The sequence below is a fragment of the Pseudomonas sp. PSPC3-2 genome (assembly GCF_049897085.1).
In the GTDB taxonomy this organism is placed as follows: domain Bacteria; phylum Pseudomonadota; class Gammaproteobacteria; order Pseudomonadales; family Pseudomonadaceae; genus Aquipseudomonas; species Aquipseudomonas paraveronii.
In genome coordinates this window covers 46,173-68,386 of the sequence record NZ_JAFCVO010000014.1, presented here as the reverse complement: position 1 = coordinate 68,386, position 22,214 = coordinate 46,173, and the positions used below count along the sequence as shown (strand labels likewise).

The window sequence follows — 22,214 nt, the reverse complement described above, 5'->3', positions numbered from 1 at the left end:
CGGTGTTATATCAGAGCTCTTGTAGTGTGAAATTTCGCTCAATGATTAGCATAGCAGAATCTGTGCTTTGTAACATTTTACAACCTGCTGTTCAGTGGGCCAGCCGTTCGTCCTCAACCGCTTTGCCGTAAGCCCCTCAAACAATCCACAGGGGTGTTGAGCTTTAGGATGAATCAGTAAAACAAATCATAACTTATACTCTTTACGTGGTAAATTAAAAATTGATCTCGGTTTAGTGCATAAAAAGGAGGGGCGAACCCCTCTCTTTGCTAAGCTTAAGTTTTATGCGGCAAGTGATGGAATCGTAAGCAATAAGGTAATTGTTTTACGTACTTGCTGACTCGTATCTACTTCGTACTTCTTTGGATTATGCTCTAGCTCGTCTTGAATCCAATCTAGAGCTGGTGCGGCTCCACCTTTACTGATTGCGAAGAGTTCGAACAAGTAATCTGGCAATGAGATAGTTGTTTTATGTGGCGGGGTTACTTCGTATGTATATACGTTCAGTGTTAGGTTTTTCATTTCATATACCTTTATCATCATAAATTAATTTGTCATATTGCGTTCCTCTTAAACCTACAACGCCCTTTGTATGCTGACAGCATGAGGCCCTGAATTCATTCAGTGCTTATTGGGTCTTTGGTTTACGTGAACATTTTTACTTTTTTTGATACAGCCGTATTAGTTATTTCATTTTACAGCCCTCCTTTCCTATTATGATTTGTTTTTTGTTGTAGTAGTGCTAATTGCACTTTTCTCTCCATAAGTACTAATGGGTATTTTTGGTGAAAAGTGCAGGTACCACTTTTAGATGCAGTGCGTATCGTAAAATCTATCAGCACCGCCATCTTGCTCTAACCAACTGACGCAGAGTGATCCGTGTGGTATGATCTCTGCGCTTTCAATCTGCACCACTTGGCGGGTTAGCACCTCTATTGCGGTATTGTGCCTTTCAAGTCGTCGTTCAATAGACTCGTCGTACAGCCATGAATTGGACAGGTTTACAATTTCCATCAAGGCGGACTGTTGGGTGACACCAAACTGAATTGCATGCTCCAACGCCAACTCCTGCAATCTTTCAAAGGCAATGTTCGCTTTGTCGTACATTGAATCCCTACTCGCCAAGGCTTGGTTGGGTGCCAGCCATGAAGGTCGAAATAGACATTTTTCATCAAGTCGCTTGGCTTTGCTTTTGAGTGATGAAATGTATTTGAAGTCAGTGGCCTTATCAGCTTTACTTGAATTCAGCACCAGTCCTTTTAGGGCGTAGTTTGTCACTCCTTCAGGCTTCGTAGCTTCCTGAATAATTGACTGAATTAGATCAGCTTCAGCTTTATTTTTTTGTACATCTTTAAGATTAATTTTGCACCAGTATTCTGTAATTCCTGTGCCTGACAGGGCCTGCACAATTTCCTTGTAGGAGCTACCTGCAACCTTCATGCATATTGCCTCGTCAGCAGCCTCATTGCTTACCTTAGCTACGTTAGGAAGATTACGTTTCAGCCAGTCAAGCTTGATGCCTGGCAGTGCAGTAACAATCTGTGGGTTGGTATAGCCTTGCTGCTTTAGAAGTCGAGCCTGTTCTTGTAACTCATTCATTTTAATATTTCCTCCGCTGATTTCTGGGCGTAAAAAAACCGACAAGGTCGGCATGTGCTCTCAGCTATCTCCGCAGGGAGGAATCTAAAAAAATTCAGCTGTTTACATAACCGTGCCTTTTGTTAGTTTTTGCATTTTTGCAATAGTCATAAGCTTTACTCATGGTCTTGCGATAACCGTCAGTGGTGGTCAACCAATTTTCAGGCATTAAAAAACCGCACTGGGCGGCATTTAGAGAATCGAGAGCGTGACATTAACGAAGATGTTTCGTCGTTGAGTAAATATCTGTCTTCTTTCGAGTGATCACCATTTGCCTGAGCGATGTTTAAAAAAACCTGCGACACTGAGTTTACACTAGTTCTGGATGCTGTCAAGTTAAAATGGAGAGGGGAAGCCATTTGCTTAGCATTTAGATGATCCTCAAATTCGAAAAGCTGGAGGCACTACTGTAAACCCGCGTATTACGCGTTCTTCAACACACGATCTTGGGGACAACGAATTCCCACAAGGCCCAGACTCTCTTTCAGTGACTAATAAGTATCGTGGCATCAGTCCTGCTACGAGCTTTTCTTGCATCTAGTCGAGGTGTAGGTATCAGGGGCTACACGAGTAGCTCTTTTCAGAGATCGTCGCTGGAATACCCTAAAATACCGCATAGATACCGGATTCTCTCCGCCTCAAAGCTCGTGGGACAGCCTTTTACTTTAGGAATAGGTCTGGAGCCTTCCAAACTACATCTTTTAATTCTTCTGGAAGGTCAGCCAGCTTTGGACGATTCTTGCACTGAGGCTTCCTCTTAGGAAGGAGGGAAAGAGCAACGTCGTCGTAGATTGGTTTCACTAGCTCAAAGGTTGGCGAGGGAATGCCGGCCCTGCGCAGGCGTGCTTTGATCCTCTTAATTATCAGCGTCTGCTGATCCTTGCTGATCCATGTGTGATGGCCGTAGTCGTCGCCTGTACGATTATCTTTCGGCTGCTCGATGTAGGCCACAACCGGGCTGATTCTGTTCGCCAAAGCGGGGATTGGCTGTGTCTCTAGCTTGCGTGTGGGGAAGTGAAGCTCAAGCTTTAGGAATATTCCCCGCAGGTATCTGTTCAGCCGCTGTCGGTCTGTGCGGGCTTGTTCACTATCAGATGTCAGCATTGATTCAAAGGAGTCGGCATTGCTGTCTGTCAGAGCAAATGCCCCATCCAGGCTGGCAAGCTCTTGCTTGATACGATCAATATCAGTTTTAGCGGTGGTAATTGCATTGCGGGTGTCAGTAAGCAGGCTGACGTAGGTTTCAGCTTTGTCCTCGTCATCTTCAGCAGCGTATTTATTCCTCAAGCCGTCTGCCTTGGTTTCCAATCTGGTCAGTTTTGCAAGGGCTACGGTTTCTTCTTTCTTCAGAGCCTTCAGCACATCTGACCCAGCAGCGATATAGTCGCGGATTGCAGTCCAATGCTCAAATTTAAATAGTACACGGCGAAGGTATTCCCCCCGAATCGACCTAATCTGATCGTCAACACAGCCACCAGTCATTGATGCAGTGCAGTAGTAAAATTCCTTACCGCTCCTGAGCATGAACCGTGTGCTGCCGCCGCATTCCGCACAGACTAGAAGGTTGCGGAAAATATTGAGATTGGTTGCATCCTGCCTGCCTGAGAACGGCTTTCTACTCTTGAGAATTGTCTGTACTTCTTCAAACGTAGCTGGAGGGATTACCTGAGGGTAGTAATGTTCCACCACTTGCCCGGTGGGGACATTTTTACCGTCCTCCTTGCTCCGCTCCACCGGGGAGTGCTCGCCTAGCAGACGCCGGTTGCGTAACAGGTATTGAATCTGGTGAGTCTTATAGCTGGTGCCAAATTGAGCGTTGAGGCGTCTCCCTGTTTCTGCCACTCCATAGGTCTGAGCGAGAGAGAACATTGTTTCAATGTGTAGGCAAATATAATCGAGCTTGCACCACGCCCCATCCTTCACTACCAGCCATTGGGGACATTTCTCTGTAGCTATCGTGCCTTCAGCCATCGCTTTGTGTTTATCCCGCCACGACGCCTTCGACATATCCGATTTGCGTAAGCTTTCCGAGTGAGCCCTTTCAAACTGGACAATGGCCCGGATGAAGCTGTTGCTGGTGAGATCGTCATAAACTGTATCTTCGTCCAACACGGCAATCTTGATACCGGATCGGATCAGGTCAGAAAATATCTCTATAGATGCATCGAGCACCTGACGTGAAAGCCGATCCCAGTTCTCAATTAGAAAGTAGCTGCCGCGTGGGATCTCCCCATCACGCACCTTCTGAAGAAATCCCGAAAGCTGACCTTTTTTAGCATTAGCTCCACGGAAGCTACTGATACCGTGATCCTCAAGCCTGGTATCAACCGTGAGGTTGTGCCTACTGACAAAGGATTCAATGCGCTCAGATTGGCGAACGACGGAGTTACCATCCTTCTGTTTCTGGCTGGAAAAGCGAACATATGGAAAGCATAGAGGCACGGTGGCAAACTCAGTAACCTATCGGTACGTATAATCTAGCACGGCTGCATCTACTGCTATGCGCGGCCCAGTCATGCCTATTGGGACCTGTCGCCGGGGCTGGATTTCGAAACCAAACTGATCGCCAAGACCAACGCCGCCGACGTGCTGGAACAGCAGCTGTCCAAGCCCGGCTACGTGTGTGCGCCGATCAACCTGGGGTCCAACACCGATCCGTACCAGCCGATCGAGCGCGAGTACACGATCACCCGGCAGACCCTCGAAGTGCTGCTGCGCTATCGGCACCCGGTGACCATCATCACCAAGGGCTCGCTGATCCTGCGCGATCTCGACCTGCTCACCGAACTGGCGCGCCAGCGGCTGGTGGCGGTGATGATCAGCCTCACCAGCCTCGACGACGAGCTCAAGCGCATCCTGGAGCCACGCACGGCGGCGCCCAAGGCGCGATTGCGGGCGATCCGGGTGATGCGCGAGGCTGGCATCCCGGTGGGGGTGCTGTGCTCGCCGATGATCCCGATGATCAACGACAGCGAACTGGAGAGCCTGCTCACCGAAGCCCATGCGGCCGGTGCGCAAAGTGCGGCGTACATGATGCTGCGCCTGCCGCTGGAGGTGGCGCCGCTGTTCGAGGAGTGGCTGGCCGCGCATTACCCGCAGCGCGCCGCCCATGTGATGAGCCTGGTGCGCCAGGTGCGTGGCGGGGAGGTGTATGACAGCCGCTTCGGCGTGCGCATGCGCGGAGAGGGGCCGTTTGCCGATCTATTGGCGCAGCGCTTTCGCAAGGCAATCAAGCGCCTGGGGCTCGACGGTCGGGAAGGCTTCAACCTGGATTGCACGGCGTTCTGCCCACCGGGCAGGCAGATGGCGTTGTTGTAGACTATCGAGCAAATATGCGCCGGCCCTGTAGGAATAGTCGCGTTTTGATATCACTGAAACCCGCGATCTAGAGCGGTTCATTCAGTTTGAGTTAAGTTTCGACGGCTACTTTGTCCAGCGAGTGACTGATGAGTCGGAACCCGGCTTTGTGGCGTTCCAAAACTATTTCATCGGCCCGGCGTCGAATTGACCTGAACCCTCCCTGCATTAATCAAGAGGATGCATCATGAGTGACAAGGATAAACAGCCGTTGGCTGCGTCGGCTTCAGCCGCTCAAGTGGCGGAGTCCGCCGATGCAGCGCTAAAGCACATCGTTGACGGCTTTTTGCATTTCCATCACGACGTCTTCCCTCAGCAAGAAGAGCTCTTCAAGAAACTCGCCACGGCCCAGAACCCGCGAGCGATGTTCATTACCTGCGCCGACTCGCGCATCGTGCCCGAGCTGATTACCCAGAGCTCGCCCGGCGACCTGTTCGTGACCCGTAACGTCGGCAACGTGGTGCCACCCTACGGGCAGATGAACGGCGGCGTTTCCACCGCCATCGAATACGCGGTCCTTGCCCTGGGCGTGCAGCACATCATTGTGTGCGGGCACTCCGACTGCGGCGCGATGCGTGCGGTGCTCAACCCCGCGAGCCTGGAGAAGATGCCGACGGTCAAGGCCTGGCTGCGTCACGCCGAAGTCGCCAAGACCATGGTTCACGACAACTGCGATTGCGCCAATGAAGGCGAGAGCATGAAGATGCTGACCGAAGAAAACGTCATCGCCCAGTTGCAGCATTTGCGCACCCACCCTTCCGTGGCCTCGCGCATGGCCAATGGTCATTTGTATATCCATGGTTGGATCTACGACATCGAGACCAGTGAAATCCGCGCCTACGATGCGGAAAAGGCGGCGTTTCGACCGCTGAACGGCACCGAGCCGATCCCCTCCGCGACGCCTAAAGCGCGCTTCTAACACACTTCCCTGCCGGGTAAAGCGGTGGCTGCCATGGATGCAGCCAGGCTTTGCCGCGCCCGGCGAATGCCTCGGGAGAGTCATCATGCGTGCTGCTCAATTAAAAGCTGTATTACCTCGGGAGCTGCTGGCTTCCGTGGTGGTGTTTCTGGTCGCCCTGCCGTTGTGCATGGGGATCGCGATCGCGTCCGGCATGCCGCCGTCCAAGGGCCTGATCACCGGGATTATCGGTGGCCTGGTGGTGGGCTGGATGGCGGGTTCGCCACTGCAAGTCAGCGGGCCGGCGGCGGGTTTGGCGGTATTGGTGTTTGAGCTGGTGCGCCAGCACGGCATGCTGATGCTCGGGCCGATCCTGCTGCTGGCCGGCTTCCTGCAACTGGTGGCCGGGCGTTTGCGTATGGGTTGCTGGTTCCGTGTCACGGCGCCCGCGGTGGTCTACGGCATGCTGGCGGGGATCGGCGTGCTGATTGTGCTGTCGCAGGTCCATGTGATGCTCGACGGTGCGCCCAAGCCATCAGGGCTGGATAACCTGGCGAACTTCCCGGCCGCGCTGGCCGAGGCGATTCCTACCCTGGGCGGCGGCCTTGGTTGGCAGGCCGGTTTGCTGGGTTTGTCGACCATGCTCGTGATGTACCTGTGGGATAAGTTCCGCCCGCAACCGCTGCGGTTTGTGCCGGGCGCCTTGTTGGGGGTGGGCCTGGCAACGGTCACCAGCCTGGTGCTGGCGTTGCAGGTCAAGCGCGTGGAGGTTCCGGAAAACCTCGCCGACGCCATTGATTGGCTGCGTCCCAGTGACCTGCTGAACCTGGCCGACCCTCAATTGTTGATCGCCGCGTTCGCCGTGGCGTTTATCGCCAGTGCCGAAACCCTGCTTTCCGCCGCAGCGGTCGACCGTATGCACAGTGGTCAGCGTTCCGATTTCGATAAGGAATTGTCCGCTCAAGGTGTCGGCAACATGCTCTGCGGCCTGGTCGGCGCCTTGCCGATGACCGGCGTGATCGTGCGCAGCTCGGCCAACGTGCAAGCCGGGGCCACCACGCGCTTATCGGCGATGTTCCATGGCGTGTGGCTGCTGGGGTTCGTGCTGTTGTTGTCGAGCGTGTTGCAAAGCATTCCGGTGGCGAGTCTGGCGGGCGTGCTGGTGTACACCGGGATCAAACTGGTGGACGTCAAGGCGTTCCGGGCCTTGGGCCGCTACGGGCGGATGCCGATGTTTACCTATGCGGCCACGGCGCTGGCGATCGTCTTTACCGACCTGCTGACCGGCGTGCTGGTTGGCTTCGGGCTGACGTTGCTGAAACTGGCGTTCAAGGCTTCGCGTCTGAAAATCAGTCTGATCGATTTGCCTCAGATCGGCGAAATGGAGCTGCGTTTGAGCGGTGCGGCGACCTTTCTGAAAGTGCCGGCGTTAACCCAGGTGCTGTCGACGGTGCCTGCGGGAACCACCGTGCATGTACCGCTGAGTAACTTGAGTTACATCGACCACTCTTGCCTGGAGTTGCTGGAGGAGTGGGGCCGGGCCAATGCGGCCAAGGGCGCGAAGCTGGTGATTGAGGCGCGGGGGTTGAAGCGTCGGCTGGAAGGACGGGTGCGGACGACGACGGGGATCGGTTCGGCGCCGGTTACCAACTGACGGAACCGGAGCAAAAATGTGGGAGGGGGCTTGCCCCTTCCCACATTTGTTTAGCGTCAGGCCGGCTGATCCAGCTCCAACTCAACGCCCAGCTTGCGTGACAGGCACGGCCAGCGCTTCCATGCCGCTTCCGTTGCAACGCTTTTGAGCTGCTCGCGATACGCCTCGACCGATTCCAGCGCAAAGCTGTCTTCGTCGAGCATTTCATCCACCGCATGGTGGACGGCTTCGTCCAACTGGTTGGCAAATGTCTCGCCGATCAGTTGATGGGCAATCAGGTTGGCCACGGTCGTATCCGCCGGAATCAACGGTTGGCCGAAATGCTTGATATACAGGTCATTGACCTCTTCAACCAGACGATGGGCCAGGTAGGCCTCGTCCAGCAGGCCGTCGAGGCCAATATGCCCCGCCAGAATCGCTGGCGGTTGCAGGAAAAATTGCTCGGCGATCTTCAGTACCGGCTTAACCTGGCTTTCGATGCCGGCCTCGCGGGCTACGTCGTTGGCGGCGTCCAGTAGGTCCGGGACGAGGTCGACGTAGGCAGTGACAAAGCGGGTCATGACGATGTTGCGATCCCCTTCCGCCAGGGTGATGGCCGGATGCAGGTGCGGCAATTGTTTCTCGAGTTGCTGGGCCAGTTGGCCAGTGCTGGCTTCGTGTTGATGGGCAAGGGAAATCTGCTCGCGCAATGCGGCGGTGTTCATGAAAGCTCCAGTGAAGCAGGCGTAGGAAAAGGGAAAGGACAAGGTAGTTCGTTTATACGAGCGTCTAAGACGCATTTGTCATAATTATTTCATGGTTATGCACCGCGGTTATATCGAATTGCCATCGTTCGTCGGATAAACGATTCCGTCCCCGACTTTATGGGCTCCGTCCGTCTGTTTTAGCTCATTTGCCCCCGCACATTGCGGGGTTGCAGGTGCTGTCTATACTCGGTTTTGTACGCGATTAGCTGATGACGCCAGACTGCATAAGCAGGTGAGGCTAAGCGGTTGTAAGCAGTATGGAAGCCGCGCCCTTCGCCGCAGGTGCAAACCGGCGGGATAACAAGAACGATAAGGGGAACCCGCAATGACGCGACATCCACATGTTTGGATGGGCCTCCTGTTGTGGTCAGTATTCGGTCAGGCGCATGCCGCCTGGACAACGAATATGGCGCCAGGGGCGACAGAAGTCAGTCACGCTGTGTTCGACCTGCACATGACCATTTTCTGGATCTGTGTGGTGATCGGCATTGTCGTATTTGGCGCGATGTTCTGGTCGATGATCCTTCACCGCCGGTCTACGGGCCAGGTGGCAGCCAAGTTCCACGAAAGCACCACCGTGGAAATCCTCTGGACCGTAGTGCCCTTGCTGATCCTGGTGGCCATGGCCATCCCGGCGACCAAGACCCTGATCAACATCTACGACAGCACGGAATCGGATATCGATATCCAGATCACCGGCTATCAGTGGAAGTGGCATTACAAATACCTCGGCCAGGATGTGGAGTTCTTCAGCAACCTGGCCACGCCTGCCGAGCAAATCCATAACCAGGCCACCAAGGGCGAACATTACCTGCTGGAAGTCGACCAACCGCTGGTGTTGCCGGTGGGCGCCAAGGTGCGTTTTTTGGTGACCGCTGCGGACGTGATCCACTCCTGGTGGGTGCCGGCCTTTGCGGTCAAGCGCGACGCGATCCCCGGTTTCATAAACGAGGCCTGGACCCGTGTCGAGAAGCCCGGCATCTACCGGGGCCAGTGCGCCGAACTGTGCGGCAAGGACCACGGCTTCATGCCTATCGTGGTCGAGGTCAAGTCCAAGGCCGATTACGACACCTGGCTCGGCGAGCGCAAGGCCGAGGCCGCCAAGCTCAAGGAGCTGACCTCCAAAGAGTGGACGCGCGAAGAGCTGGTGGCCCGTGGCGACAAGGTCTACCACACCACCTGCGTGGCCTGTCACCAGGCCGAAGGCCAGGGCTTGCCGCCGATGTTCCCGGCGCTCAAGGGCTCGCCGATCGCCACCGGCACCAAGGAAGACCACCTGCACCGCGTCTACTTCGGCAAACCGGGGACCGCCATGGCGGCTTTCGGCAAGCAGCTCTCGGAAGTGGATATCGCCGCAGTGGTGACCTACGAGCGCAACGCCTGGGGCAACAACAAAGGCGACATGGTCACGCCCAAAGACGTGCTGGCTCTGAAACAGGCGCAAAGCAAATGACAACCTTCATTGGCTGCGCCCTGAACCGCCCCGCCCACTCGTTTGCAGGAGAACGGCCATGAGCGCTGTGATCGATGACCATGGCCACGCCAGTGACCATGCCCACGGCCCCGCCAAAGGTTTGATGCGCTGGGTGCTGACCACCAACCACAAAGACATCGGCACGATGTACCTGTGGTTTGCCTTCACCATGTTCCTGCTCGGCGGTTCGTTCGCCATGGTGATCCGCGCCGAGCTGTTCCAGCCCGGCCTGCAGATCGTCGAGCCGGCGTTCTTCAACCAGATGACCACCATGCACGGCTTGATCATGGTGTTTGGCGCGGTGATGCCGGCGTTCGTCGGCCTGGCCAACTGGATGATCCCGCTGATGATCGGCGCGCCAGACATGGCCCTGCCGCGCATGAACAACTTCAGCTTCTGGCTGCTGCCGGCGGCGTTCCTGTTGCTGGTCTCGACCCTGTTCACCCCGGGCGGCGGGCCGAATTTCGGCTGGACCTTCTACGCCCCGCTCTCCACCACCTACGCCCCGGAAAGCGTGACCTTCTTCATCTTCGCCATCCACCTGATGGGTATCAGTTCGATCATGGGCGCGATCAACGTGGTCGCCACCATCCTCAACCTGCGCGCACCGGGCATGACCCTGATGAAAATGCCGCTGTTCGTATGGACCTGGCTGATCACCGCCTTCCTGCTGATCGCGGTGATGCCGGTGCTGGCCGGTTGCGTGACCATGATGTTGATGGACATCCACTTCGGCACCAGCTTCTTCAGTGCGGCCGGCGGCGGTGACCCGGTGCTGTTCCAGCATGTGTTCTGGTTCTTCGGCCATCCCGAGGTGTACATCATGATCCTGCCGGCCTTCGGCGCCGTCAGTTCGATCATCCCGACCTTTTCGCGCAAGCCGCTGTTCGGCTACACCTCGATGGTCTACGCCACGGCGAGCATCGCGTTCCTGTCGTTCATCGTGTGGGCGCACCACATGTTCGTGGTCGGCATTCCGCTGGTGGGCGAGCTGTTCTTCATGTACGCCACCCTGCTGATTGCCGTACCGACGGGGGTGAAGGTGTTCAACTGGGTCAGCACCATGTGGCAAGGCTCGCTGACGTTCGAGACGCCGATGCTGTTCGCGGTGGCGTTCGTGATCCTGTTCACCATCGGTGGTTTTTCCGGCTTGATGCTGGCCATCGCTCCGGCGGACTTCCAGTACCACGACACCTATTTCGTGGTGGCGCACTTCCATTACGTACTGGTGCCTGGCGCGATCTTCGGCATCTTCGCTTCGGCCTACTACTGGCTGCCGAAATGGACCGGCCACATGTACGACGAAACCCTGGGCAAGCTGCACTTCTGGCTGTCTTTCGTGGGCATGAACATGGCGTTCTTCCCGATGCACTTCGTCGGGCTGGCCGGCATGCCGCGCCGGGTGCCGGATTACAACCTGCAGTTCGCCGACTTCAACATGGTCTCGTCCATCGGCGCCTTCATGTTCGGCGCCACGCAGATATTCTTCCTGTTTATCGTGATCAAGTGCATCCGCGGCGGCCCGCCAGCGCCGGCCAAGCCATGGGACGGGGCCGAAGGCCTGGAGTGGAGCGTGCCCTCGCCCGCGCCGTATCACACCTTCACCACGCCCCCGGAGATCAAATGAACCGGTTTGCACAAATCCCCTGTGTGAGGGCGCTTGCTCCCGATAGCGGTGTGTCAGTCGACACCTTCATTGGCTGTAAGGCCGCCATCGGGAGCAAGCCCCCTCCCACACCGTCGGGTGATCGCCATGGCTGACTCCGTGCCGCTCAAGCGCCTGGTCACCCGCCTGCTGATCCTGGTGTTGGCGATGTTCGCCTTCGGCTTTGCCCTCGTGCCGATCTACGACGTGATGTGCAAGGCGTTCGGCATCAACGGCAAGACGGCCGGGCAATATGAAGGCGAGCAGATCGTCGATCCGTCGCGCCAGGTGCGGGTGCAATTCCTGTCCACCAATGCCATCGACATGGTCTGGGAGTTCCATTCCAAGGCCGATGAGATCGTGGTCAACCCGGGCGCGGTCAACGAGATGCTCTTCGTGGCCTACAACCCCAGCGACAAGCCGATGACTGCCCAGGCGATCCCGAGCATTTCCCCGGCCGAAGCGGCAATGTACTTCCACAAGACCGAGTGTTTTTGCTTTACCCAGCAAGTGCTGCAACCCGGTGAGCGCATCGAAATGCCGGTGCGCTTCATTGTCGATCGCGACATGCCCAAGGATGTGAAGCATTTGACCCTGGCGTACACGCTGTTTGATATCACCGCGCGCCAACCGCCCGTGGCTGTCCATAGCGGCGGCTAGCTACTGTTTGCCCGCTCAATCAGGAGAGCGAATACATGTCGACTCATGATACGTACTACGTACCAGCGCAAAGCAAATGGCCGATAATTGCGACGGTTGGCCTGCTGGTCACCGTGTATGGCCTGGCCGTGTGGTTCAACGACCTGAAGGCCGCCCGCCCGGAGTCCCACGGGCCGTGGATCTTTTTCGTCGGCGGCTTGCTGCTGGCCTACATGCTGTTCGGCTGGTTCGGCGCGGTGATCAAGGAAAGCCGCGCAGGGTTGTACAGCGCGCAGATGGACCGCTCGTTTCGCTGGGGCATGACGTGGTTCATCTTTTCCGAAGTGATGTTCTTTATCGCGTTCTTCGGCGCGCTGTTTTATGTACGGCATATGTCGGCACCGTGGTTGGCGGGCGAAGGCTCCAAAGGCGTCGCGCATATGCTGTGGCCGAATTTCGAGTTTGCCTGGCCGCTGCTCAACAACCCTGACCCCAAGCTGTTTCCCGCGCCGGAAGGCACTATCAGCCCGTGGGGCCTGCCGCTGGTCAACACCATCCTGCTGGTGAGTTCCAGCGTGACCATCACCATCGCCCACCATGCCCTGCGCAAAGGCCATCGTGGCGCGCTGAAAATCTGGCTGGCGCTCACGGTGCTGCTGGGCCTGTGCTTTCTCGGGTTCCAGGCCGAGGAATACATCCACGCCTACAAAGAGCTGGGCCTGACCCTGGGCTCCGGCGTGTACGGCGCGACTTTCTTCATGCTCACGGGTTTTCACGGTGCCCACGTGACCATCGGCACCATCATTCTGTTCGTGATGCTGATGCGCATCCTGCGCGGGCACTTCAATGCCGAGCATCAGTTCGGCTTCGAAGCCGCCAGTTGGTATTGGCACTTTGTAGATGTGGTTTGGATCGGGCTGTTTTTCTTCGTTTATGTGCTGTGAGGCGCGTTACCAAGGCGCATGCGACACCAACTGGCCGCTGAAAAAGCCCCAGGCGATCAACGCCACGGTGATCACGGCCAGTACGACACGCACGGTCAAGGCCGTGACGAGGCGGTTGGAGTGGCCCTCGTCCTTGACCAAAAAGAACAAGCCGCTGAACAGGCTTGCGACGGTCGCGATCAGCATCAGGGCAATGGCGGCTTTGAGCATGGTCTGGCTCCAGGGCTTACAGAGGGAGGGGCGATGAAATTCAGTATAGCCAGTGCTATCCAGCGCTTTCGCCCCGGTATAGCGCCGACGTTGGTGGTGCTCGTGTTGCTGCCACTGATGGTGGGCCTGGGCTTCTGGCAACTGTCACGCGGCCATGAAAAACAGTTGATGGTGGACAGCTATGCCGAGCGCCGCGCCGCTGAGCCGGTAGGCAGTGCGCAACTCGGCGGCATGGCTGATCCGGCCTTCCGTCGCGTGCATCTGCGCGGCCAATTCGACGGTGAGCACAGTGTGTTGCTCGACAACCGCATGCGTAATGGCAAGGCCGGCGTCGAGCTGCTGCAACCGTTCCACGACCAGGCCAGCGGCCTGTGGCTGTTGCTCAATCGCGGCTGGTTGCCCTGGCCGGATCGGCGTGCGCCGCCGGTCTTCAGCACGCCGGAGCAGCCGGTGAATCTTGACGCCTGGGTGTACGTCGCGCCCGGCGAAACCTTCCAGCTGCATGCTGACCCTGCGACCGCACAATGGCCGCGCCTGCTCACCGCGCTGCATCCCGCCGCGTTGTGGGCCGAGTTGGGCCGCAGCGGTTTTGTCTACGAGCTGCGCGCCGAAGCCGGCCCCGGTACGTATGAAACCACCTGGCCCATCGTCGCCATGGGCCCGGAAAAACACCTGGCCTATGCGGTGCAATGGTTCGCCATGGCGCTGGCGCTGCTGAGCCTTTACCTCTACCTCGGATGGCACAACGCAAAGGAGAAGCACCATGGGAGCGGCCATGAATCCACTCAACATGTCTGATGCGCCAGCGACGCCCGACCGGCGCAAGGGCCGCTGGCAACTGATCCTGATCCTGCTGATGGTGATCGGCCCGATGGCGCTCGCCACCTTTATGTACAAGCTGCAGTTCTGGGTGCCGGACAGTCGCAGCTACCACGGTGAACTGATCGGCAACGGCCAGACCCGCGCCGACATCGGCGTGCAGGCCGACGAACAGCGCTGGCAGTTGCTGGTCACTGCGCCCAGCGCCTGCGCCGCCGAGTGCCGGCAACTGGTGTACCTGGCGCGGCAACTGCAGATCGGCCTCGGGCGTGATGCCTCTCGCGCCAGTCACGCCCTGGCCAGCGCGCTGCCGATCGGCGCCGATTACGACGCCAAGCTCAAGGCCGAATACCCGCAATTGCAACGCTACCCGCTGGACCTGACGACCTTCGGCAAAGCTGCCGCCGCACCGGGCGAGGCGCAACTGTGGATCGTCGATCCCCACGGCAACCTGGTGCTGCGCTACGACACGACGGTCAAGGGCAAGGACTTGCTCAACGACCTGCGCCAACTGCTGAAACTGTCGAACATCGGATAAGGGCATTGTCATGGCCAAACCTGGATTTCGCCTCGCGCTGTTTGCCACCTTGCTGGCGCTGATCGTCGTGTTGCTCGGCGCCTACACGCGCCTGACCCACGCCGGCCTTGGTTGTCCGGATTGGCCGGGGTGCTACGGCTTTATCAGCGTGCCGCAAAGCGAAGCCCAACTGGCCCATGCCGAGCTGCATTTTCCGGACACGCCGGTGGAGGCCGGCAAGGGTTGGAGCGAGATGGTCCATCGTTACTTTGCCGGCACCCTGGGCCTGCTGATCGTGCTGTTGGCGGCGCGCTCCTGGCGGCATCGGCGCGACCCCGGCCAGCCGGTGAAGTTGCCGCTGTTCCTGTTGGCGGTGGTGTTCGCCCAGGCGGCGTTCGGCATGTGGACGGTGACGCTCAAGCTCTGGCCGCAAGTGGTGACGGGGCATCTGTTGGGCGGCTTTGCGACCTTGAGCCTGTTGTTTCTGCTGACGTTGCGTCTGTCCGGCGTGTTGCCTGCGTTGATCGTGCCCAAGCGCCTGCAATATTGGGCGACGGCGGGGTTGGTGCTGGTGATCGGGCAGATTGCGCTGGGCGGCTGGGTGAGCTCCAACTACGCGGCGGTGGCCTGTATCGATTTGCCCACCTGTCATGGCCAGTGGTGGCCGGCGGCGGACTTTGCCAATGGCTTTCACCTGACCCAGCACATCGGCCCCAATTACCTCGGTGGCCAGCTCGACAGCGATGCACGCACGGCCATCCACCTGACCCACCGCGTCGGCGCGCTGCTGGTCACCCTGGTGTTACTGGGCCTGGCCTGGCAACTGCGCGCCGTGGGCATGACCCGGCTCGCAGGCTTGCTGCTGATCGCCCTGGCGGCACAAATCTGCCTGGGCTTGAGCAACGTGTATTTCCATCTGCCATTGCCGGTTGCGGTCGGTCACAACGCCGGTGGTGCAGCCTTGTTGCTGACCCTGGTACTGGTCAATTACCACGCCCGCACCAGCCTGGTTCGGGTGCGCCGCCAGTTGCCGTTCGGCTGGCGCTTCAGCCCGCGCAAACACGTATCGGGCCTCATCACCCTTAAAGGAGAGATGCCATGGCGACCTTGATCGGCGCGCGTCACGGCCAGGCGATCTGGCGTGATTACCTGGAGCTGACCAAGCCGAAAGTGGTGGTGCTGATGCTCATCACCTCGCTGGTGGGCATGTTCCTCGCCACTCGCGCCGGGGTGCCGTGGGCGGTGCTGATTTTCGGCAACCTGGGGATTGCCCTGTGTGCCGGTGGCGCGGCGGTGGTCAACCACGTCGTGGATCGGCGCATCGATACGCTGATGGCGCGCACGCAAAAGCGGCCGATCGCGCAAGGGCGTGTGTCGCCCGTGGCTGCGCTGGCCTTTGCATTGTTTCTGGCTGTTGCAGGGTTGGCGCTGCTGCTGGCGTTCACTAACCCACTGGCGGCCTGGCTGACGCTGGCCTCGTTGCTCGGCTACGCGGTGATTTACACCGGCTTTCTCAAGCGTGCGACGCCGCAGAACATCGTCATCGGCGGCCTGGCCGGCGCGGCACCGCCGCTGTTGGGGTGGGTTGCGGTTACCGGGCATGTCAGCGCCGAGCCGCTGTTGCTGGTGCTGATCATCTTCGCCTGGACCCCGCCGCACTTCTGGGCCCTGGCCATTCACCGCAAGGAGGAATACGCCAAGGCCGATATTCCGATGCTGCCGGTCACCCATGGCGAGCACTACACCAAGGTGCATATCCTGCTCTACACCTGCGCCCTGCTGGCGGTGAGCCTGATGCCCTACGTCATCCATATGAGCGGCCCGCTCTACCTTGGATGTGCGCTGCTGCTGGGCGGGCGCTTTCTGCAATGGGCCTGGGTGCTGTACCGTGGCGCTCAGCCGCACGCGGCGATCAACACCTTCAAGTACTCTATCTGGTACTTGTTCCTGCTGTTTATCGCCCTGCTCGTAGACCACTACTTACTGTTGAACCTATGACTCGAACTCAAAAAACTGTCTTCATTCTGGTGGCCATTGTCGCGTTGATCATGGGCCTGACCGTCAATAAAGTGCTCTCGGGCAAGGGCCAGGGCGACCCGACCGCCTTGATCGATGCCGGCATCATCCTGCTGCCGCAAAGCCGCCAATTGCCGCCGGTGACCATGACCAACCAGGACGGCCAGCCAGTGCTGGTCAATGAGTTGAAAGGCAAGTGGAGCCTGCTGTTCTTCGGCTACACCTTTTGCCCGGACATCTGCCCCACCACCCTCGCCCAACTGCGTCAGATCAAGAGCGAGTTGCCCAAAGAGGCTATGGATAAGTTGCAGGTGATCCTGGTCAGCGTCGACCCGAACCGCGACACGCCGACTCAGCTCAAGCAGTACCTGGGCTATTTCGACCCGCAATTCCAAGGCCTGACCGGTGCGAATGTGGACGATGTGCAGAAGGTGTCGAACGCGGTAAGCATCCCGTTCATTCCGGCGGACACGACCAAACCGAACTACACGGTCGACCACAGTGGCAACCTTGCGCTGATTGGCCCGGACGGTACGCAGCGTGGTTTCATTCGTGCGCCGTTGAACAACCAGAAGCTGGTGGTGCAGTTGCCGGGGCTGTTGCAGCGTAAGTAACAGGCAACACAAAACACAGATGGGAGGGGGCAATCCCCCTCCTACATTGTTTGATCTGCGGTGTGTTGGAGATCGAGTCGGATCAGAACGCCGGCTTGATCGCGCCTTTGTACTTCTCTTCGATGAACTTCTTCACTTCAGGCGTGTGCAGGGCTGCAACCAGCTTCTTCACGGCGTCCGAATCTTTGTTGTCTTCGCGGGTCACCAGGATGTTCACGTAAGGCGAGTCGCTGCCTTCGATGACCAGGGCGTCCTTGGACGGGTCCAGCTTGGCTTCCAGCGCGTAGTTGGTGTTGATCAGCGCCAGGTCGACCTGAGTCAGCACGCGCGGCAAGGTGGCGGCTTCCAGTTCGCGGAACTTGAGTTTTTTCGGGTTGGCGGTGATGTCCTTGATGGTCGACAGGATGTTGGTCGGGTCCTTCAGGGTGATCAGGTCGTGCTTGGCCAGCAGCAACAGCGCACGGCCGCCGTTGGTGGCGTCGTTCGGGATCACGACGTTGGCGCCTTCAGGCAGGTCGGCCAGGGTCTTGTACTTGCTGGAGTAAGCGCCCAGGGGTTCCAGGTGGACCGCGCCGACGCTCACCAGGTGCGTGCCCTTGGCTTTGTTGAACTCATCCAGGTACGGCTGGTGCTGGAAGAAGTTGGCGTCCAGGCGCTTTTCAGCCACTTGTACGTTGGGCTGTACGTAGTCGGTGAAGACTTTGACCTGCAAGTCCACGCCTTCTTTGGCGAGCACAGGTTTAACGAACTCCAGAATTTCCGCGTGGGGTACCGGCGACGCGGCGACGGTAAGGGTCTCGGCGGCGTGGGCGGAAAACGCGGCAACGGCGGCGAAAGCAACCAGTAGTTTTTTCATTCAACAAGCTCCTTGTTCGGGTATCTATCGGCGTGTGGCCGGCAATAGCCGTTATTTTCGAGAAAAATGCACCACCAGCTTGTCGCCGACGGTTTGCAGAATTTGCACCAGGATCAACAGCATCACCACGGTGACCACCATCACATCGGTCTGGAAGCGCTGGTAGCCGAAACGGATCGCCAGGTCACCCAGGCCACCGGCACCGACGACACCGGCCATGGCCGTGTAGGACACGAGTGTAATAGCCGTCACCGTAATCGCCGCGAAAATGCCGGGACGGGCCTCAGGCAACAACGCATGGGTGATGATCTGGCGCGTGCTGGCGCCCATGGACTGGGTGGCTTCGATGATGCCGCGGTCTACTTCACGCAGCGCGGTTTCCACCAGGCGCGCAAAAAACGGCGTAGCCCCCACGACCAGCGGCGGAATCGCACCGGCCACCCCCAGCGAGGTGCCGGTGATCAGCACGGTGAACGGGATCATCACGATCAACAGGATGATGAACGGCAGCGAGCGCAGGATGTTCACAATCAGCGACAGCAACGCGTACAGGCCTTTTTGCTCGAACAACTGGCGCGGGCTGCACAGAAACAGCAGCACGCCCAAGGGCAAGCCGAGCAGCACGGTGAAGAATAGCGAACCGAACAGCATGGTCATGGTATCGCCGGTGGCGAGCCAGATTTCTGACCAGTCGATATTGGCGAAGAAACTCAACAGCACTTCCATTAGCGCAGCACCTCCATGTGGACGTCGGCGGCGGTGAAGCGGGCAAAGGCTGCTTCCATGTCGCCGCCGGTGACGGCGAGGGTCAGTTGCCCGTAGGGGGTGTCTTTGATGCGGTCGATACGCCCGGCGAGGATGCTGTAGTCCACCCCCGTTTCACGGGCGACGGTGCCCAGTAACGGCGCGTAGGTCGCTTCGCCCTGGAACGTCAGGCGCACGATGCGGCCCGGTACGTGGGCGAAGTCATCGCGCTGCTCGCTTTCGTCGACCTGATCGGCTTCCTGGACAAAGCGCTTGGTGGTCGGGTGCTTGGGGTGCAGGAACACATCGGCCACCGAGCCTTGCTCGACGATCACACCGGCGTCCATCACCGCCACCTGGTCGCATACGCGGCGGATCACGTCCATTTCGTGGGTGATCAGCACGATGGTGAGTTTCAACTCGCGGTTGATCTCGGCCAGCAGTTGCAGCACCGAGGCGGTGGTCTGCGGGTCGAGGGCGCTGGTGGCTTCGTCGCACAGCAGGATTTTCGGTTTGGTCGCCAGGGCGCGGGCAATGCCGACGCGCTGCTTCTGGCCGCCGGACAGTTGCGCCGGGTACTTCTTGGCGTGGTCCGACAGACCGACGCGCGCCAGCAGTTCGGCGACGCGCTGGTCGATGGCCTTGCGCGACAATTCGCCGGCCAGGGTCAGTGGCAGCGCCACGTTGTCGGCGACGGTCTTGGAGGCCAGCAGGTTGAAGTGCTGGAAAATCATCCCGACCTGCTGGCGGAAACGACGCAGGCCGTTGGCATCCAGGGCAGTGACTTCTTCACCATCGACGTGGATCTGGCCGCCGCTGGGTTGCTCGAGACGATTGATCAGGCGCAGCAGGGTACTTTTTCCCGCGCCGGAGTGGCCAATCAGACCAAACACCTGGCCGTTCTCGACGCGCAGGCTGGTGGGGTGCAGCGCGGGGATTTCCTTACCGGCGACGCGGTAGGTTTTATGGACGTTATGAAACTCGATCACGTAGCGAACCTTGTGGGGCGCATGGAAAAGGGATCAGCGGTTAGCCGGGCGCGCATTTTAGCCTGTCCGTATAGCGTTTCTTAGCATTTATTTCGCTTTCAACCAGCGATTTGGCAATAACGCGATCAAAGGTCATAAAAAAGGAACGGTGCAAATTCGTGTCAGTCACTACTTAAGCAACTCGATTTCCCAGGTGCCGTGCCTGGGGTTTGCTCAAACGAGCCGGGGACCGCTCTGGCCACTTTGAATAAGGAGTTTTGTCTGATGAGTACCAAGAAGCCAGCCACCCCGCCGAAGAGTGAACTTGCGGGCACCGATACCCTGGACCGTGGCAACACCAACGCCAAGCTGCAGGCCCTGGAAGCGTTCCGTTCCGACGCGACCGGCCAGGCCCTGCGTACCAACCAAGGCGTGAAGATTTCCGACAACCAGAACACCTTGAAAGTCGGTGCCCGTGGCCCCTCGCTGCTGGAAGACTTCATCATGCGTGAAAAAATCACGCACTTTGACCATGAACGTATCCCGGAGCGCATCGTGCATGCGCGTGGTACCGGCGCCCACGGCTATTTCCAGACCTATGAGAACCATTCGGCGCTGACCAAGGCCGGTTTCCTGCGCAACCCAGGGCATAAAACTCCGGTGTTCGTGCGTTTTTCCACCGTGCAGGGCCCGCGTGGTTCGGGCGATACAGTGCGTGACGTGCGCGGTTTTGCGGTTAAGTTCTTCACCGATGAAGGCAACTTCGACCTGGTGGGCAACAACATGCCGGTATTTTTCATTCAGGACGCGATCAAGTTTCCCGACTTCGTGCATGCGGTAAAACCTGAGCCGCACAACGAAACGCCTACCGGCGGCTCGGCCCACGATACGTTCTGGGATTTTGTTTCGCTGCAGCCGGAATCGGCGCACATGGTGATTTGGGCCATGTCTGACCGGGCCATTCCGAAAAGCCTGCGCAGCATGCAGGGCTTCGGCGTGCATACCTTTCGCCTGGTGAATGCCGAGGGGCAGTCCAACTTCGTCAAATTTCACTGGCGCCCTACGGTCGGCACCTGCTCGCTGGTGTGGGACGAAGCGCAAAAGCTCGCAGGTAAAGATGCCGACTATCACCGTCGCGATCTGTGGGAGTCGATTGAAGGCGGCGATTACCCCGAATGGGAATTGGGTGTGCAGGTGATTCCTGAAGCGAAGGAACACGCGTTCGACTTCGATATCCTCGACCCCACCAAGCTGATTCCCGAGGAGTTGGTGCCGATTACCCCATTGGGCAAGATGGTGCTGAACCGTAACCCGGATAACTTCTTCGCTGAAGTCGAGCAGGTCGCGTTCTGCCCGGGGCATATCGTGCCTGGGATCGACTTCTCCAATGACCCGTTGCTGCAAGGCCGTTTGTTTTCCTACACCGACACGCAGATCAGCCGGCTGGGTGGCCCGAACTTTCATCAGTTGCCGATCAACCAGCCAGTGACACCGCTGCATAACAACCAGCGCGATGCCATGCACCGCAGCACCCTCGATAAAGGGCGCGCGTCTTACGAGCCGAACTCGATTGATGGCGGCTGGCCGAAGGAAACCCCGCCAGCGGCGCAGGATGGCGGGTTTGAGTCCTATCCGGAGCGCGTCGACGCCCACAAGATTCGCCAGCGCAGTGAGTCGTTCGGCGATCACTTTTCCCAGGCACGCCTGTTTTTCCGCAGCATGAGCCTGCACGAGCAAGAACACATCATCGCGGCCTACAGTTTTGAACTGGGCAAGGTGGAGCGTGAGTTTATTCGTGCGCGTCAGGTCAACGAGATCCTCGCCAACATTGACCTGGAGTTGGCCAAGCGCGTGGCGCAAAACCTCGGGCTGCCCGTGCCGACCAAAGGCACGGTACCGGAGCGCAAAACCCAACCGGAGCGCTCTCCCGCGCTGAGCCAGGCGAATTTACTGTCCGGCGATATCAAAACGCGCAAAGTGGCGATTCTGGCGGCGAACGGTGTGGATGGCGTGGCGATTGCCGCGTTGAAGAAGGCGCTGGAGGCCGAGGGCGCACATGCCAAGTTGCTGGGGCCGACCTCGGCGCCGGTCACCACGCTCGAGGGTAAGAGTCTGCCGGTGGATGCCTCGATGGAGGGCTTGCCGTCGATTGCGTTCGATGCGGTGTTCGTACCTGGCGGTAAGGCGTCGATCACGGCATTGAGTGGGGATGGCGTGGCGTTGCACTACCTGCTGGAGGCCTACAAGCACTTGAAGGCGATTGCCGTAGCCAGTGACGCGAAGCCATTGCTGGATCTGCTGAAGCTCGAAGCGGATGCGGGGTTGGTCGTGGGATCGGATGCCAAGGCGTTCAAGGTGTTCTTTGAAGCGATTGCCCGGCATCGGGTCTGGGAGCGTGAGCCGAAGGCCAAGGCGATTCCGGCTTAAGTCATCTGCTGTTGGTTAGACCGCCATCGGGGGCAAGCCCCGATGGCT

Annotated in this window: 20 protein-coding genes and 1 pseudogene; 13 read left to right on the top strand and 8 right to left on the bottom strand. The window is 58.4% G+C overall.

Going from position 1 to position 22,214, the window contains the following annotated elements; translation table 11 throughout:
• Nucleotides 1-282: 282 nt before the first annotated feature.
• The 3 genes from ACP7CJ_RS21655 to ACP7CJ_RS21645 form a co-directional block, all read right to left on the bottom strand.
• Nucleotides 283-522: a hypothetical protein gene (locus tag ACP7CJ_RS21655; protein ID WP_426101935.1), complete on the bottom strand. Its 240-nt coding sequence runs from the start codon at nt 520-522 to the stop codon at nt 283-285.
• A gap of 285 nt (nt 523-807) precedes the next feature.
• Nucleotides 808-1,653 carry a hypothetical protein gene (locus tag ACP7CJ_RS21650; RefSeq protein ID WP_426101937.1) on the bottom strand — a complete coding sequence of 282 codons (846 nt, stop codon included), beginning with the start codon at nt 1,651-1,653 and terminating at the stop codon, nt 808-810.
• A 645-nt stretch (nt 1,654-2,298) separates the two neighbouring features.
• Entirely contained in the window at nt 2,299-4,080 is a 1,782-nt protein-coding gene (locus ACP7CJ_RS21645; protein WP_426101939.1) for a recombinase family protein, read from the bottom strand.
• Between the two features lie 39 nt (nt 4,081-4,119).
• On the opposite strand from ACP7CJ_RS21645, the pseudogene ACP7CJ_RS21640 reads away from it, so the two are divergent.
• The 3 genes and pseudogenes from ACP7CJ_RS21640 to ACP7CJ_RS21630 all read left to right on the top strand — a co-directional run.
• Nucleotides 4,120-4,956: pseudogene (locus ACP7CJ_RS21640) on the top strand (PA0069 family radical SAM protein); the annotation flags it as partial.
• A gap of 226 nt (nt 4,957-5,182) precedes the next feature.
• Nucleotides 5,183-5,914 carry a carbonic anhydrase gene (locus ACP7CJ_RS21635; protein ID WP_247400246.1) on the top strand — a complete coding sequence of 244 codons (732 nt, stop codon included), beginning with the start codon at nt 5,183-5,185 and terminating at the stop codon, nt 5,912-5,914.
• 85 nt (nt 5,915-5,999) lie between these two features.
• Nucleotides 6,000-7,547, top strand: coding sequence for a SulP family inorganic anion transporter (locus ACP7CJ_RS21630; RefSeq protein WP_426101941.1), 1,548 nt, complete (start codon nt 6,000-6,002; stop codon nt 7,545-7,547).
• Between the two features lie 56 nt (nt 7,548-7,603).
• Here the strand turns inward: ACP7CJ_RS21630 and ACP7CJ_RS21625 are convergent, their stop codons facing one another.
• On the bottom strand, nt 7,604-8,251 hold the full coding sequence (locus ACP7CJ_RS21625; RefSeq protein WP_276195613.1) for a hypothetical protein: 648 nt from the start codon (nt 8,249-8,251) through the stop codon (nt 7,604-7,606).
• 367 nt (nt 8,252-8,618) lie between these two features.
• Between ACP7CJ_RS21625 and coxB the strand changes: the two genes are divergently transcribed.
• The 4 genes from coxB (at nt 8,619) to ACP7CJ_RS21605 (ending at nt 12,995) form a co-directional block, all read left to right on the top strand.
• Nucleotides 8,619-9,746, top strand: coding sequence for a cytochrome c oxidase subunit II (coxB, locus tag ACP7CJ_RS21620; RefSeq protein ID WP_276195614.1), 1,128 nt, complete (start codon nt 8,619-8,621; stop codon nt 9,744-9,746).
• 58 nt (nt 9,747-9,804) lie between these two features.
• The gene (ctaD, locus tag ACP7CJ_RS21615) at nt 9,805-11,394 is read left to right on the top strand and encodes a cytochrome c oxidase subunit I (protein WP_276195615.1); all 1,590 of its coding nucleotides are present in this window, start codon (nt 9,805-9,807) and stop codon (nt 11,392-11,394) included.
• A gap of 126 nt (nt 11,395-11,520) precedes the next feature.
• Nucleotides 11,521-12,072, top strand: a complete 552-nt coding sequence (locus tag ACP7CJ_RS21610) for a cytochrome c oxidase assembly protein (protein WP_026140285.1) — start codon at nt 11,521-11,523, stop codon at nt 12,070-12,072.
• Between the two features lie 35 nt (nt 12,073-12,107).
• Nucleotides 12,108-12,995 carry a cytochrome c oxidase subunit 3 gene (locus ACP7CJ_RS21605; protein WP_276195616.1) on the top strand — a complete coding sequence of 296 codons (888 nt, stop codon included), beginning with the start codon at nt 12,108-12,110 and terminating at the stop codon, nt 12,993-12,995.
• 6 nt (nt 12,996-13,001) lie between these two features.
• Here ACP7CJ_RS21605 and ACP7CJ_RS21600 read toward each other — a convergent pair whose 3' ends face one another.
• The gene (locus ACP7CJ_RS21600) at nt 13,002-13,205 is read right to left on the bottom strand and encodes a twin transmembrane helix small protein (RefSeq protein WP_017849009.1); all 204 of its coding nucleotides are present in this window, start codon (nt 13,203-13,205) and stop codon (nt 13,002-13,004) included.
• Between the two features lie 33 nt (nt 13,206-13,238).
• Between ACP7CJ_RS21600 and ACP7CJ_RS21595 the strand changes: the two genes are divergently transcribed.
• From ACP7CJ_RS21595 to ACP7CJ_RS21575, 5 genes are read left to right on the top strand one after another with little or no spacing between them, the layout of a single operon-like run.
• Nucleotides 13,239-14,003 carry an SURF1 family protein gene (locus tag ACP7CJ_RS21595; protein ID WP_276195618.1) on the top strand — a complete coding sequence of 255 codons (765 nt, stop codon included), beginning with the start codon at nt 13,239-13,241 and terminating at the stop codon, nt 14,001-14,003.
• Nucleotides 13,969-14,562, top strand: a complete 594-nt coding sequence (locus ACP7CJ_RS21590) for a hypothetical protein (protein ID WP_276195619.1) — start codon at nt 13,969-13,971, stop codon at nt 14,560-14,562. Before ACP7CJ_RS21595 ends, ACP7CJ_RS21590 begins: the two co-directional genes overlap by 35 nt.
• A gap of 10 nt (nt 14,563-14,572) precedes the next feature.
• Nucleotides 14,573-15,652, top strand: a complete 1,080-nt coding sequence (locus tag ACP7CJ_RS21585; RefSeq protein ID WP_276195620.1) for a COX15/CtaA family protein — start codon at nt 14,573-14,575, stop codon at nt 15,650-15,652.
• Nucleotides 15,640-16,539, top strand: coding sequence for a heme o synthase (gene cyoE, locus ACP7CJ_RS21580; RefSeq protein ID WP_426101943.1), 900 nt, complete (start codon nt 15,640-15,642; stop codon nt 16,537-16,539). The genes ACP7CJ_RS21585 and cyoE overlap by 13 nt, the downstream gene beginning before the upstream one ends.
• Nucleotides 16,536-17,171 (top strand): SCO family protein, encoded by a 636-nt coding sequence (locus tag ACP7CJ_RS21575; RefSeq protein ID WP_247399134.1) that lies wholly within the window; start codon nt 16,536-16,538, stop codon nt 17,169-17,171. Before cyoE ends, ACP7CJ_RS21575 begins: the two co-directional genes overlap by 4 nt.
• A gap of 82 nt (nt 17,172-17,253) precedes the next feature.
• Here ACP7CJ_RS21575 and ACP7CJ_RS21570 read toward each other — a convergent pair whose 3' ends face one another.
• The 3 genes from ACP7CJ_RS21570 to ACP7CJ_RS21560 are packed head-to-tail and all read right to left on the bottom strand — an operon-like array spanning nt 17,254 to nt 19,760.
• The gene (locus tag ACP7CJ_RS21570; RefSeq protein ID WP_247399137.1) at nt 17,254-18,027 is read right to left on the bottom strand and encodes a MetQ/NlpA family ABC transporter substrate-binding protein; all 774 of its coding nucleotides are present in this window, start codon (nt 18,025-18,027) and stop codon (nt 17,254-17,256) included.
• A gap of 51 nt (nt 18,028-18,078) precedes the next feature.
• The gene (locus tag ACP7CJ_RS21565; RefSeq protein WP_247399170.1) at nt 18,079-18,753 is read right to left on the bottom strand and encodes a methionine ABC transporter permease; all 675 of its coding nucleotides are present in this window, start codon (nt 18,751-18,753) and stop codon (nt 18,079-18,081) included.
• The gene (locus ACP7CJ_RS21560) at nt 18,753-19,760 is read right to left on the bottom strand and encodes a methionine ABC transporter ATP-binding protein (protein WP_276195625.1); all 1,008 of its coding nucleotides are present in this window, start codon (nt 19,758-19,760) and stop codon (nt 18,753-18,755) included. Before ACP7CJ_RS21560 ends, ACP7CJ_RS21565 begins: the two co-directional genes overlap by 1 nt.
• 243 nt (nt 19,761-20,003) lie before the next feature.
• On the opposite strand from ACP7CJ_RS21560, the gene katE reads away from it, so the two are divergent.
• Complete coding sequence (gene katE / locus ACP7CJ_RS21555; protein WP_426101945.1) at nt 20,004-22,166, top strand: catalase HPII; 2,163 nt, start codon at nt 20,004-20,006, stop codon at nt 22,164-22,166.
• The last annotated feature ends 48 nt before the right edge of the window (nt 22,167-22,214 follow it).

Excerpts from the sequence above, each read along its gene's own strand:
- ACP7CJ_RS21655 (WP_426101935.1), bottom strand. The coding sequence starts at position 522 with ATGAAAAACCTAACACTGAACGTATATACATACGAAGTAACCCCGCCA.
- ACP7CJ_RS21650 (WP_426101937.1), bottom strand. The coding sequence starts at position 1,653 with ATGCCGACCTTGTCGGTTTTTTTACGCCCAGAAATCAGCGGAGGAAAT.
- ACP7CJ_RS21635 (WP_247400246.1), top strand. The coding sequence starts at position 5,183 with ATGAGTGACAAGGATAAACAGCCGTTGGCTGCGTCGGCTTCAGCCGCT.
- ACP7CJ_RS21630 (WP_426101941.1), top strand. The coding sequence starts at position 6,000 with ATGCGTGCTGCTCAATTAAAAGCTGTATTACCTCGGGAGCTGCTGGCT.
- ACP7CJ_RS21625 (WP_276195613.1), bottom strand. The coding sequence starts at position 8,251 with ATGAACACCGCCGCATTGCGCGAGCAGATTTCCCTTGCCCATCAACAC.
- coxB (WP_276195614.1), top strand. The coding sequence starts at position 8,619 with ATGACGCGACATCCACATGTTTGGATGGGCCTCCTGTTGTGGTCAGTA.
- ctaD (WP_276195615.1), top strand. The coding sequence starts at position 9,805 with ATGAGCGCTGTGATCGATGACCATGGCCACGCCAGTGACCATGCCCAC.
- ACP7CJ_RS21610 (WP_026140285.1), top strand. The coding sequence starts at position 11,521 with ATGGCTGACTCCGTGCCGCTCAAGCGCCTGGTCACCCGCCTGCTGATC.
- ACP7CJ_RS21605 (WP_276195616.1), top strand. The coding sequence starts at position 12,108 with ATGTCGACTCATGATACGTACTACGTACCAGCGCAAAGCAAATGGCCG.
- ACP7CJ_RS21600 (WP_017849009.1), bottom strand. The coding sequence starts at position 13,205 with ATGCTCAAAGCCGCCATTGCCCTGATGCTGATCGCGACCGTCGCAAGC.
- ACP7CJ_RS21595 (WP_276195618.1), top strand. The coding sequence starts at position 13,239 with ATGAAATTCAGTATAGCCAGTGCTATCCAGCGCTTTCGCCCCGGTATA.
- ACP7CJ_RS21590 (WP_276195619.1), top strand. The coding sequence starts at position 13,969 with ATGGGAGCGGCCATGAATCCACTCAACATGTCTGATGCGCCAGCGACG.
- ACP7CJ_RS21585 (WP_276195620.1), top strand. The coding sequence starts at position 14,573 with ATGGCCAAACCTGGATTTCGCCTCGCGCTGTTTGCCACCTTGCTGGCG.
- cyoE (WP_426101943.1), top strand. The coding sequence starts at position 15,640 with ATGGCGACCTTGATCGGCGCGCGTCACGGCCAGGCGATCTGGCGTGAT.
- ACP7CJ_RS21575 (WP_247399134.1), top strand. The coding sequence starts at position 16,536 with ATGACTCGAACTCAAAAAACTGTCTTCATTCTGGTGGCCATTGTCGCG.
- ACP7CJ_RS21570 (WP_247399137.1), bottom strand. The coding sequence starts at position 18,027 with ATGAAAAAACTACTGGTTGCTTTCGCCGCCGTTGCCGCGTTTTCCGCC.
- ACP7CJ_RS21565 (WP_247399170.1), bottom strand. The coding sequence starts at position 18,753 with ATGGAAGTGCTGTTGAGTTTCTTCGCCAATATCGACTGGTCAGAAATC.